Source organism: Ornithinibacillus bavariensis (assembly GCF_018333235.1).
In the GTDB taxonomy this organism is placed as follows: domain Bacteria; phylum Bacillota; class Bacilli; order Bacillales; family Amphibacillaceae; genus Ornithinibacillus; species Ornithinibacillus bavariensis.
In genome coordinates this window covers 377023-390377 of record NZ_BORP01000002.1, presented here as the reverse complement: position 1 = coordinate 390377, position 13355 = coordinate 377023, and the positions used below count along the sequence as shown (strand labels likewise).

The following is a 13355-nucleotide window of genomic DNA, read 5'->3' as shown; positions in this document are numbered from 1 at the left end:
GATAATTGAATCCTACGTTATTATATAACTTTTCTGTTGCAAAAACAATGCAACCTAAACACTATTTTACATTTTCCGACATAGACTTCAATTCCTTTAATAGTGTACATCTGTCTGTAAATTAAAGAGAAGTGATACTTTATCTAAGTACCACTTCTCTTTAATTTACTAATCTAATGTTTTTGTGCTTTCTAATTTTCACAAAAAGCCATTGTATCCATAATAACTTTTTTAATTTTGGACAGATAAATAAAGTAAATGAGTGTTCTCCAAATATTTATATACTTTAATCTTTAATAACTAAACTTAATTTGGAGGTGTTTACCAAACTTATTAGATTGAAATATGAAATTCTGTCTTAACAAATACTATTACTTTCAGTATGAATCTTTAGTTCTTTTCTGAATTGGGCATAGTATAATGGTTGATAATGAAAATTTGACAATCCCCATTTATGTGATTCATCTGCGACTAAATAATCTTGTAACTCTATAACTTTTGCTTGAGGAAGTTTATACTCCAAATAGGCATACATTAGATTTAATATTTTATTGGCTTCAATATGGTTATTATGTTCAAATGGAATTAACTCCAAATTATTAGAGATATAAGTTGAACTCCAAAAGGCTTTATGAATAATTACTCTATTTTCGCCAATATACTTCTTAAGATCTTCTATAAAAAGGTCTGCCTTTTCCTTCCATAATTCAAAAGTTTTTTCTTGGGGGATTAAACTAATATCCTTGTGTAGTTCTGTTTTCAAAAATTCTGTAGATCTTGTTAAATAGGACCCCTCAGAATTTTTCAATATTCTAAACCGTTCATCTATTAAATCAATTATTAGGAAATCTGATGAAAAATTTCTTACATATTTCCTAAACTCTTTAGTCAAATCATAATTTACCATCCGAGATTGGAATCTGGAATTAAGATCTACTTTTTCTATGTTTATAGGTGGTGAGTATATTGAAACAATTGAACTCCTAGCAAAATACTTATTTATTTCTTCTTTGCTTAAAAAAGCATCTCTAGTTACACAACTACCAAGTATATCAAATTTCATTTTCTTCTCCTTATCTTGCTAAATCAAAATACATTTTTAGTATTTTCTATCATTTTTTTCTTTATTTCATCTAATTTTTGATAGTACTCTATAGCAAGCTGAATTTGTTCTTTGTTTCTATCCCATAGTTTTTCTCTACCGATACTAGGAAAATCATTGTAATTATCCCTTAACTTTTGGAAACTAACCTGGTCTATATTGAAATCTTGATAAACCCTCTGAGTAATAAACTTTACATTTGAATCCTCTAAAATAGTCTTCCTTATACCTAAGAAGTTGCTATCAGATTGTTTATGTCTAGAGTATAGATACATTGGACCGTTTGTATATAACTCTTCAATCTGTAAATCATTTTTTTGAGCCCATTCTTTTACTCTATGATGACCTATCCTCAAGGCATCAGTTAACTTTTCTTGATTTATATACAAATAGGTATTCATTGTTAGAAATGGTCTATTACACTTTAAAATTTTTCTTTCTGCTACTAAAAATTCATATCCTACTGGAAAAGTTAATGCCAATTCGGCATCATTATTGTTTTCTTTGCATTTTTCTTCAACCAATTCTATTGTATCAAGTCTGATTGCATCATCATCATCAATTCTTGATAATAAAAACTTTTCTTTCTCTCCATCAATTTTGGATTCAATAAAAGATTTCATTTTCCCCGGTACTTCAAATACAAATTTTACTTCCTTCATTAATATTTTTTTTTCTTTTGATTTGTAAGTAGAAATTAAATTAGCAAGCTTTTCTTTAGCTCTAACCGGTATATTTTCATCAATAAAAATTACCCAATATAGTTCCTCACTCTTTAAATTAATTATTGAAGGAAAAGTAATACTTTCAAATATTGACAGTCTGAAATCATACCATCTAGGATCGAACACACCAATGCCAAATCTCGTAAAGATAAACTTTTTCATATTAAACACCTCCTAAGATTACTTTGTTAACTCATGATTATTTTGTATATTTCATTGGTAGCTTTTGTTAATGAGAAGTTATTTGATACAAACTCATTCAAACTACGAGATTGATCTATCTTTTGCATAACTTCATTTTCATTATACTTTACTATTTTATCTACAGCATCATCAATAGAATTAAAAATCCAATCTTTCTTATAAATAGTTCTGACTCCGTCCCAATTTCTAATGATAGGATAAGCCCCTGAGGCCATTCCCTCAGCAACAGCCAAATGAAAACTCTCATAGTCACTAGTCGAAAGGATAAATCCAATATTTTCAAGCCATTCATTTACATCGGAACCAAATCCACTAAATATTACATTTTTTCCCCAATTGCTTTTCTCAATTCTACTAAATTGTTCTTCATAGTATTGTCTTTGTTCATCATTATTCCAAATCCAGTTATATTCACTAGGCATCCTACCTTTAGCATATAACTTATACCTATTATCCTTTTCCCATAACCTCTCAAATATATCTAATGCAATATCAATCCTTTTTAGCTTAGGTGAAATACCTATCATTCCTATATTATATTGAGATCCTTCTAATTTTGTAAGAGTATATTTACTCATGTCAACATAATTAAAAATCATTTGCATTTTTTTTCTGGGGAATTTAAATTTCCTATAAAATTCTTCGAATATATATGGTGAAATCGCAATAATCTTATTAATATTCTCCAATACAAATTTATTAGGATAGAAAGTCTCCAATTCTTGTCTATGCATTCTCACTAAAAGCTTTTGATTACTTTTTTTATATTTGGAGTACCAAACAGCATTGCCTAATCCCCACTCACAAAATATTACATCTGCCCATTCTAAGCATTTTTCACTAAATTCTTCATCATGTGCATCGTGGCTGTCCCATTTATCAATTTTCACTTCAATATCTGGTTTTAATTTAAGATCGTTTATTAATCCGGTAGCGAATTTTAAATCATGCCCGGCGAAAACTACTTTTTTTTTCATTATTACACCCTCAAAATTAAATTTCTAATTCATTTGTGTCTCCAGTATAATTCCGCCCATTTTTAATGTAATTAAAATTGTCTACACTTAGTAACTGGCGACCTTGTTTATAATAACCAGTGAACAATTCATTTTTTAGTAATTTAGAATACAATTGTCGGAAAGATTCTTTACTGAATACAGTTGTTCTAACTATACAATTTGCAGGTTCTAATTCTGTTACAAATTCATACTCGGACTCTTCCTGATTAACAACTATTTTCCCTTCTAAATTTTCGCAATAACTCTTCTTACCTATAAAGTCAGCATTTGTATAATTGGTCGCATTAACAAGATCGTGCAAATAATTCTTCCCATAAAAATCATCTTTTGAAAAGAAACTAATAAACTCTGTGTCAACCCATTCAACAATGTTAGGGTACTTATCAATCACATAGTCTTTAATATATAATTGAATTTGATCATTATTATACAATTTATAATATTTATCATAATTTGTAAAAGTATCAACTAAAATAAATAACTTCTTATTTTTGTATGACTGACGGTTAAATTGTTCAATTAGATACTCCAAATCATCCGAATTGTCAGCAATCCCTATAACAGTAACTTCTGGAAGGCTAGCATTAACAGAAATGCCAAGTTTGCTTACTATATTAAATAGTCTTAATTTATATGTGTGCTTATTTAATACCTCCCTGATTCCTAAATGAGAGATTCTTTTGTATATTTCTTCATTTTTCAACAAATCTCTAAAGTATGTTTTTAATTCCTCATATTTGTCTGAACTGAAAACTATTCCATTAAACATATTAACTATTCCTTTAGAGTAGTTACTCACTACTGGAGTCCCACATGCTAATGATTCATAAACCCTTCTTGAAAACATTGTATCAGATAGTTTAACGGTGTTTACGTTCATTGTAACCTTATATCCCTTATATGCCTTATCAATTTCATAATATCTTAGACTTCCCTTAATGAAGGGTTTAAATCGATCTGGAAAAGTATGATTTGGCATTAGCCCTTTACTTGTTTTTTCATAATTCCTGTCAAATATATCTAAACCAAATTCTGATGCAGCATCTAGAAGAGCCTCCATATCTATACTACGCTCTTTATGGTGACTATAGTATGATCCAGCAAAACATGCTTTTTCTTCTCTCTCATCCACAAATTTTATTGGATTATGGATTTTCGGTTGAGCTGCAAAAGGCATTGCTCCTACCCTAGTATGTCCTAATCGTTCAATATACTTCGGAACAGTGTTCTCATCCGTAGTGAAAACATAGTCAAATAGTTTAGCAATATTAATAAATCTTTCAAAATGGATAGGATCTTCCTTATTCCAAAATACTGTAGGAATTCCATTTTCATTGCACCAGTCTATTAGTTCAAATAAAGGCCTATTATTCTCTTCACCGTAACTTCCAACTCGCCTCTCCCAAGTTCCATCATTCCCTTTCCAAGCGGACTCAACCATTAATAAATCTGGTTGCTCTCTAGTTAGAACTTCCATCCAATTATCAGGACTGAACTTAATTACTTTACACTCGTGCTTAAAACAAGATTCGGTAAACTCATCAAATATTACAGCCATTCTAATTTCACTTATCGGCTTCGGTTCCACAATTTGAGTTTTTTCAACTTCAAGTTTATTTGCATATGACGGAATAGCTTTACTAGTAATTATTGGCTTTTCTTTAATAGTAAATGAGTTGATAATACATTCACCCTTACCTCCAAGTCTAAGAGCTATTCTTATAGAAGTAATTCCTGGGTGTGGTTTAATTATTGTTTTAGCATTTACTTTTATTTGTTGAACTTCTATTTTTTCATCTTCACTATATCCTACAATCATAGGAATTAACTGTACAGTATCATCTTTAGTAACTCTAATATTAAATTCATAAGAACTGTTAGGATTAATGTTTAAAATACTCAAAGTAGGAGGGATATTGAAAGTATTATTAGATTCTCTATAAGAAATATACTTATTGACTCCAGAATCTAATTTAGATTGTATAACCAAACTATCTTCAGTATTCCTAAGAGTAACTTGATTTAAGTTTGTAAACCAATCTTCTTTTTCCAAACTTAATATTACTTCACTAGTTACTTCTTCAGGATTCTCTTTAATTTCAACGGTTAGTCCAGAAAAATAGCCATTACCCTCTACCTTCAAATAAAAGTCAATATCTAATATTGTTTCAGGAAACTGTATAAACTTAATAAAATTAAAAGGAATTTGGTAAACCTTTTTATTATTATCTGGTAACTTTGCAATTATTCCTAGTGATAATTTAACTTTTTCACTAACTTTCCCTTTAGGTAAGATTTCATATATTTTCCCTTTAGCCGGGATAAATTTTTCATATTCATTAATGCTTAGTGATAAAAACTGCTTACCTTTTAAATTAACTTTAAATTGTTGATTCCATTTATTATAGCTTAATTTGAGGCCATGTTGATTCCAGTTTTTTATATTTTGTTGATTTAAGTTAATGATATTATTTGGATTCTCAATAGAAATCAAATCTTCTTCTATATCTTCGCTTTTCGAAGGCCAATAATTAAAACCAGATATTATAATATCTTCTATTTTAAAGAATCCCTTTCCTTGCACTTCTAAATATATTTTATATGAGTTTGCATTTTTAGGTACTTCAATAGTTCTACTTTCATTAAGACTAATGCTTACTTTTTTAGTTGTTGAATTAATAGTATATAAAATCAGCAACTCTACTTTAACATCTTTATCCTTTTTCCCATAAAATTCCACATAATGGTTTTCAACATTTTTATGTTCATGATCAAGTTCTGTTTTAAATGAAGGCCCCCCATAAATTAAGCTTTCGGTTTGGTCAACTGAACTTATAAAAAAACCACTTATTACTTTGTCGTATACAATTTTATCATTGTTGCTATAGTACCAATTGTATTCTGGTATATATGAATAATTCTCTTTAATATTCATTGATGAGTCTATCCAAAAATTAGAGCCATCAATTGAAGCTTCATTTATTTTAAACTTACCTGCCCCTTTTATAGAAATGGCGAGTCTAATGTTATAAATTTTAGAATCAAGATTAATTTCATTGTTTTCGTTTAATTTAATAAAATGGGTTCGGTAATGTTCATTCTTAGTGTACTCGTCTATTTGTAAAAATACTTCCAAATCCCCTTCAACTTCACCAATAAAGTTTACTTTGAGTGTTCCTTTATTTAAATTTAATTCGCTTTTAGAATTAGGAAGTATTGAATAATCAAAATTAGCCTCCTTATATGATAAGAAGGTTTTTTCATCTCTAGCTTGATCTACAATAAAAGTATTATCTTTCTTATTAAAAAATATATTATCGGTTACTCTCATTAACCAATCTGAATTTTCTATATACTTATATGGTATTTGATTTATTTTATTTTGTTTAATTAATATTTTCTTTCTTTTGATATCAAATAATTTCTGTTCTAGCGAATCCATGGAAGGTTACCCCCTATCTATTCTTCATACCTTTTAATTTGTTTCTAAATTCCCAGTATTTAAATGTTATTTTCCCTAATTTGGATGACGATATTGCATGGTATTGTTTTTGCAACTTGTCGTATTCCTTTCTAAGATAATGCAACTCTTGTAATTCCCTCTCTCGCACTTCCAGTTGATAAAGCAATTCCCTTTTATAAGCTTCTAATTCCTTTTCCATTTAAATACACCGTCCTAAAATAATCCATTTTATAGAAATTTAGATACCTAACAATACTAGAACAGTTGAGATAACTAGTGGTAGTAAAACTAACACACTTTTAATTAGCTCTACAGGAGATCTATGTTTTTTTTCTGATTTCACTTGCTCTAAATAATGATTAAATCTCATTTGTCCAGCAAGCATCTTCTTTTTGTGCTCCTTCTTCTGACCAATTGATAGCTTATTAAACCATGCAGTAAATTCTTCATATTTTGTAGTAACTTCTTCAGCACTACCAAACTCTTTTAACTCACCGTAATGCATCCAAATAACCTTGTCACAGAATGTTCTCATTTGCCCCGCAGAATGACTCACAAAAAATATAGTCTTACCTCTCTGTTTAAATTCTTCCATTTTATCCAGACATTTACGAGCAAACGTTGAATCACCTACTGATAATGCTTCATCAATTATTAATATGTCAGGGTCAGTATGAACTGAAATTGCAAAACCTAAGCGTGACTTCATACCACTAGAATAATTCTTTACAGGTTGTTCAATATAATCTCCAATATCTGCAAATTCAATTATGCTAGGTGTCACTTCTTCTATCTTCCTTTTACTTAAACCATGCATCATACATTTTAATTTTATGTTTTCTAACCCGGTAAGATTATTATTCAGTCCAGCTGATATAGCTATTAGTGAAGGAACTCCCTTCAATTCAATTTCCCCTTGAGTAGGTTGAATTACTTGACTTAATAAATTTGAAAGAGTTGATTTCCCAGATCCATTTAAACCTACTATACCTATAGTCTCTCCTTCGTATACTTTAAAAGATACATCTTTAACAGCAAGAAATTCTTTTCGATTTTTTTTCTTTATAGAAAAAAGATCGAATATTTTTTCTGATTGTTGTGCATGTAATTCGAATGACTTATATACATTTTTAACTTCAACTTTTACTTTCATAATCTAACCTCACAAATAATCCATAAAGTTTTTTCTAAATTTCAAATGAATTTTTGACCCAAAATATAACAGTGCGAAAGTCAAGGTCCAAAAATATAATGTTTCAATTGGGCTTTCATATATCCAGTGCCCTCCTAATATTGAGGATCTGAAACCAACAATTATATAGTAAAATGGGTTAAGTTTAAGTAAATTTTGAAATGCTTCAGGAAGAGAACTCGTATCCCATAAAACAGGAGAAAGATAAAGTAGCATTCTCATCATTGATTGTAAAAACATTTGATAATCGCGTATCAAAGTCGCGATAGTTGAACTTAATAAATTGAAAGAAAATAAGAAAATGTATAAACAAAAAATATAATATGGGAGTTGAACGATATATATCGTAAAATTTATATTATAGATAATACATACTATCAATAATAAGCTCAACATTACAATAAATTGAAAACTGTTACTAATTATTTTTATCGTTGGCAGTATACTTACTGGAAACTGCATTTTTGAGACTAAACTAACTTGTTGATGAACGCTATTAGATCCTTGTACAATTGAAGGGCTTATGAACAACCAAGGTATAAGTCCTACTAGTAGCCATACAAAGAAAGGGACTCCATCTACAGGATTCCCTCCTCTGATACCTAAGCCAAACACAAACCAGTATATAGCAATTTGTATAATTGGATTAATAACCTGCCATAAAGACCCTAGATAATGAGTTTGATACATTCCCTTAATATCAAAGATTGCCATCCTAAACATTAAGTTCCAATACTTTCTTTGTTCTAATAAAACCTTTGTTACGGAATTTAACATACTTTTGCATCCTTTATTGTTAAAATAATTTCTTATATAAATTTATATAAATTTCCATAGTTCACATAAATTAATTCATTAACATGGTTTTTAACAATGTTCTTTGTATCAAAGACTTGTTTTACATTCATCTTCTTAAAATATTCACTATTTAAATTCTTAAATTCATTATGATCACTTAATATTAAAACTAAATCAGAGCCTGTTAAAGCTTTTTCTAAATCTTGTTCAACAAAGCTTAATTTCACATGAGGATCATATGCTACAACTTCAAACTCTGGTCTTTTATTCAATTCTTCATAAATATCCATCGCTGGACTCTCTCTTATATCATCAACATTACCCTTATATGTTAATCCAAATACAGTAATTTTCTTTCCATTATATTTTGATAAAAGCTTCTCTACATTTTCAATAACATATTCTGGCATTGATTTGTTAATTTGTCGTGATAGGCTAATTAATTTTGCTTGCTCAGGCGCTTTAGCAATTATAAAGTAAGGGTCAACAGCTAAGCAATGACCACCGACCCCAGGACCAGGTGTGTGTAAATTTACACGAGGATGCTTATTAGCCATTTCAATAACTTCAAGCGCGTTAATACCTAGCTCGTTACATACTTTTGTTAACTCATTTGCTAAAGCAATATTAACATCGCGGAAAGTGTTTTCCATTAGCTTAGACATTTCAGCAGTTCTAGCATCTGTTTTAATTAATTCACCTTTAACAAAGGTAGCGTAAACCTCCGCACCTTTTTCAGTACATTGTGGTGTAATCCCACCAACAATTCGATTATTATGAATGAGCTCATGCATAATTTGACCTGGTAAAACACGTTCAGGACAATGTACTAAAAAGATATCCTCACCAATTGTAAAGCCAGCTTTTTCAAGTCTTGGCTTAACATAATCATCCATCGTTCTCGGTGCAATTGTTGATTCAACAATTACTACATTCCCTTTTTCTAAATGTGGAATTATATTTTCAGTAGCTTGCATCACGAATGATAAGTCACAAGATAAATATTCATCCTCTTTATTTGGAGTAGGAACAGCAATAATAAAAGCATCCGCTTTTTCTGGTTCCATAGAAGCTCTAAACTTCCCTTTTTCAATAGCTTTTTCTAAAGCTTCCTGCAGTCCAGGTTCTTCAATATGGATTTTTCCACTATTTAACATATCTACTGCTTCTTTTTTAACATCTACACCAACAACATCAACATCATAATTAGCAAACATTATAGAAGTAGGTAATCCTATATATCCAAGTCCAACTGTACATAATTTCATTACAATTTCCTTCTTTCTTGTGTTTAAATTAATATTTTTTGTAAACCTCTAATAAGTAGTTCTGCTCTCTTTCCCAATTATACTTCATTCGAGCATTTTTGCAATTAGTACTAAATTTGTCGCGCATTTCAGGATTATCTATCAAATAATTAACCCCTCTTGCAATATCAGATGGTTCATGGGGATCCACAATTACTCCCACTTCCCCATCCTCCACAGCTCGCTTAATCTCTGGAAAATTACATGCCACCACTGGAACTTCATTCATCATATATTCAAATAATTTATTTGATGACGCAGACCAATGGTTAAAGTTTATATTATTTAAAACTTGAAATCCAAGATATGCATTCTTAGTATATTTAGGTAGATCTCTAACAGGAACTTTAGGAATGAACCGTATCTTATCCTCTAAATTTCTTTCTTCTACCATTTTTACTAGACTGTCCTTTATTTTTCCATCTCCTATAAAAACAAGTGTGCCTTCCTTAAACATTGGATAGGCTTCGATAAGCTTCTCTAGACCTCTACCAGCCTGAATACCACCTTGATATAGCAAAATCTTCTCATCTGCAGGAATATTTAATATACCATGTAAGTCAATCTTTTCGTCTGTTTGTTGTATCTCCAGCGAAGGATAATTATGCAAAACATGAGGATAGAAGCCATAAAGCTCTTCATTATATTTTGCCCTAGTATCATTTTCCACTATCATACTATCCATTCTTTTAATAAAGAATAATTCAAAACGCTTATACCAAGGGCTATCATATCCCGTTCTACTTGTTTGAACCTCATGTGAGTCATATATTAATGGTTTTTTCTTAAAACGCCATTTTGCACTGACATATCCTTGTGGCATTGTATTTAAATCATTGGAATGATAAATATCATAGTTTCCACGATGACCTTTAATTATCATACGGAGGATTAGTGCGCCTCTAATCCAAATAACTCGAACCTTGGTTTTCAATAATAAGCCTGCGAAAAGGGTAAGTCCAATTGTTATCCATGGTAGGAAGTATACCAATACACCCCAAATAGCTAAGAAGGGGATAATTGGCCATCTCTTCCCTATTATAAAGCGATATAGCCCCTGAAGCATTAATAAAGTAGTTGGGTATCGTTGCATACGATACACCCGAAAGTGTTCATTTATTTCCTCATATTGTGATATGGTAGGATCATTCGGATCATCAATACAAATTAGTTCTACATCGTATCCATTTTGAGATAAGGCTGTGCATTCTCTTAATACTCTTGCATCGTTCGTAAAATGGTTCCATACGAACATTCCAACTCGTTTCATTTATTTTCCCTCATTTACTTTCTATGATTCCAATTAGTTTGGATATATTAGTTTCCCATAGGAATTCTTGCTTTACGACCTTTTCACAGTTTTCAGCTAGCTCTTTTAGTTTATTACTATCCTGCTTTAGCTCTATTATTTTATGAATCATTTTATCAACATCTCGTGATTCAAATGCAAAACCGACTTTATTATTGTTAATTAATTCTGCAGCAGTACCTTTTACACCTGCAACTACAGGAGTTTTACAGGTAATGTAATCAATTATTTTTCCAGGAAGCACTGTTGAAAATACACCCTCATCATTAAGGAAAGCTATCGCAATATTACTTTGTCTAATTAGGTCTAAGCTCTTCTTACGAGTTGTTGGTTTATAAACTCTTACACCGATTAAATTATTCTTTTCAAGATAATCAGCAAAATCTCCCGCTTTTATGCCATACCCAATAACATTAAAAACAATATTATGTTCATGCAGCGATTTAGCTATTGCTTTTAACCTGTCTATATCTTGTGCTAAGCCTATATTTCCTGTATAAACTACACTAAACTCACGATCGAATTCTCTATTACTTGTTATCTCATTCTCTCTCGGACCATTGGGAATATAAACTATAGGCTTTTCAGCATGTCTAATTTTATCAGTTATATGTTTTTCAAATCCCTTACTATTTATAACAATCGCATCTGCTTTCTGATACATTCGTCTTTCCAAATAACGAAAGAAGCGAATTGTTAATCGAGAGTCAAAGGCTTTAACCCCTAATAAACTATCTGGCCACAAGTCTCGTACCTCAAGGATGACTTTAGATTTTGTCAAAAACTTTCCTATAAAAGCAGAAAATACAATAAAAATTGGCGGTGTGCTTACTAATATATAATCAAACTTTTCCTTTCTTATTTTCCAAAGAGTTACAATAAATCTAACCATAATTTCCAAATAAAAAAAGAGTCTACTAAATATACTACTCGAGAACTTTTTATTTTTAATAGGTACACGAATAATGTTTTTAGTCTCATTATTTAGTTCCTCATCATCCCAAAATTCCTTGTTTTTATATAGGTTTTTATTTGGATACGAGGGTTCTATGGTTAAGACTCTTGTTTCAATATTATTTTTATTTAATAGTTGAAATATATTTTTCATCCTATTACCGGCGCTACCAATCACAGGATAAAAATTCTGTGTCATAATTAATACTTTCTTCGTCATTTTATAGTCCCCTAGATATGAAGTCTGTATCACATTTTATCACAAATCTTAATTCTAGAATATTTAATTTTAATATACAACACATTACAATTAGATTAAAGAATAAACACGGAGTATAGCTTAATACGGTTTATCTCTCAAAATACAAAAGGTTATTTTACAATTAATCCTTTTCTTCGCTTTTCCGTGTTACACTTAGATGAAATTGACATTTTTTCAAACGGACATAACTAAACTATAGAATAATCTACATTTTTATTAACTCCAAATATAGTTGTAATAATTGTTCACTTATAAAGTTTAGTCAATATAAGATGATACTTCACATCAGTTTTGTTTGTACCGTACTATTTAATTTAAGTACCTGTTAATTTACTTTCCTAAGTTAAAAATAAGGGAAATATTATGGAGGTCTACTATGAAAAAGGTGATTACGTATGGAACGTTTGATTTATTGCATACAGGTCATATTAACATATTGCGTCGAGCCAAGGAGCTAGGTGATTATTTAATTGTCGCCATCTCCACCGATGAATTTAATGACATTAAAGGGAAAGAGGCCTACTATTCCTATGAACAGCGTAAAGCAATTATAGAAGCTGTCCGCTATGTGGATATGGTTATACCAGAAAACAATTGGGAACAAAAGGTGGAGGACGTTAAAGAACACAATGTCGATATATTTGTAATGGGAGACGACTGGAGAGGAAAATTTGACTTTCTTAAGGATTATTGTGAGGTTATTTATTTACCAAGAACAACTGGGATATCGACGACAAAAATTAAAACAGATTTAAACGATTCAAAGCATGTTTAAGTGATTTCCTATTTACCTTGTTGTTAGTATTCTCTTTATTTTTTTACACTCTTGCCCGAAAAGTAAAGAATCGTTTTGTCACATGCTTAAGCGGTAATACGTTGTTTATCTCTAAACAGCTCATAGAGCAGATGATGTTCCAAAAGTACTTCCAATTTAAAGTTTCTAATGAAAATCCTAACTGATGTAATTGAATAATAAAATAGTCATTTAATAGGAATGGAACTTGCTAACTTTTTTGCAAC

General features: G+C 30.3%; 11 protein-coding genes. 1 reads left to right on the top strand and 10 read right to left on the bottom strand.

The genetic code is table 11. From position 1 onward, the window contains the following. Positions 1 to 358: 358 nt before the first annotated feature. From KI338_RS07685 to KI338_RS07640, 10 genes are read right to left on the bottom strand one after another with little or no spacing between them, the layout of a single operon-like run. The gene (locus KI338_RS07685) at positions 359 to 1063 is read right to left on the bottom strand and encodes a DUF6270 domain-containing protein (RefSeq protein ID WP_212920418.1); all 705 of its coding nucleotides are present in this window, start codon (positions 1061 to 1063) and stop codon (positions 359 to 361) included. 23 nt (positions 1064 to 1086) lie between these two features. After that, the gene (locus KI338_RS07680) at positions 1087 to 1989 is read right to left on the bottom strand and encodes a glycosyltransferase (RefSeq protein WP_212920417.1); all 903 of its coding nucleotides are present in this window, start codon (positions 1987 to 1989) and stop codon (positions 1087 to 1089) included. Between the two features lie 26 nt (positions 1990 to 2015). Next, positions 2016 to 3008 (bottom strand): glycosyltransferase, encoded by a 993-nt coding sequence (locus KI338_RS07675; protein WP_244853457.1) that lies wholly within the window; start codon positions 3006 to 3008, stop codon positions 2016 to 2018. A 16-nt stretch (positions 3009 to 3024) separates the two neighbouring features. After that, positions 3025 to 6492 (bottom strand): CgeB family protein, encoded by a 3468-nt coding sequence (locus KI338_RS07670; RefSeq protein WP_212920416.1) that lies wholly within the window; start codon positions 6490 to 6492, stop codon positions 3025 to 3027. A 13-nt stretch (positions 6493 to 6505) separates the two neighbouring features. Further along, positions 6506 to 6712, bottom strand: coding sequence for a hypothetical protein (locus tag KI338_RS07665; RefSeq protein WP_212920415.1), 207 nt, complete (start codon positions 6710 to 6712; stop codon positions 6506 to 6508). A 39-nt stretch (positions 6713 to 6751) separates the two neighbouring features. Continuing rightward, positions 6752 to 7666: an ABC transporter ATP-binding protein gene (locus KI338_RS07660; protein WP_212920414.1), complete on the bottom strand. Its 915-nt coding sequence runs from the start codon at positions 7664 to 7666 to the stop codon at positions 6752 to 6754. Between the two features lie 9 nt (positions 7667 to 7675). Then, positions 7676 to 8482 carry an ABC transporter permease gene (locus KI338_RS07655; protein WP_212920413.1) on the bottom strand — a complete coding sequence of 269 codons (807 nt, stop codon included), beginning with the start codon at positions 8480 to 8482 and terminating at the stop codon, positions 7676 to 7678. A 32-nt stretch (positions 8483 to 8514) separates the two neighbouring features. After that, positions 8515 to 9771: a nucleotide sugar dehydrogenase gene (locus KI338_RS07650; protein ID WP_212920412.1), complete on the bottom strand. Its 1257-nt coding sequence runs from the start codon at positions 9769 to 9771 to the stop codon at positions 8515 to 8517. Positions 9772 to 9799: 28 nt separating this feature from the next. Then, positions 9800 to 11080, bottom strand: a complete 1281-nt coding sequence (locus KI338_RS07645) for a glycosyltransferase (protein ID WP_244853455.1) — start codon at positions 11078 to 11080, stop codon at positions 9800 to 9802. A gap of 10 nt (positions 11081 to 11090) precedes the next feature. Beyond that, on the bottom strand, positions 11091 to 12293 hold the full coding sequence (locus KI338_RS07640) for a glycosyltransferase family 4 protein (RefSeq protein ID WP_212920411.1): 1203 nt from the start codon (positions 12291 to 12293) through the stop codon (positions 11091 to 11093). Between the two features lie 418 nt (positions 12294 to 12711). Between KI338_RS07640 and tagD the strand changes: the two genes are divergently transcribed. Further along, a complete protein-coding gene (gene tagD / locus KI338_RS07635) occupies positions 12712 to 13110 on the top strand; it encodes a glycerol-3-phosphate cytidylyltransferase (RefSeq protein ID WP_212920410.1) in 399 nt (132 codons plus the stop codon). Positions 13111 to 13355: the final 245 nt, after the last annotated feature.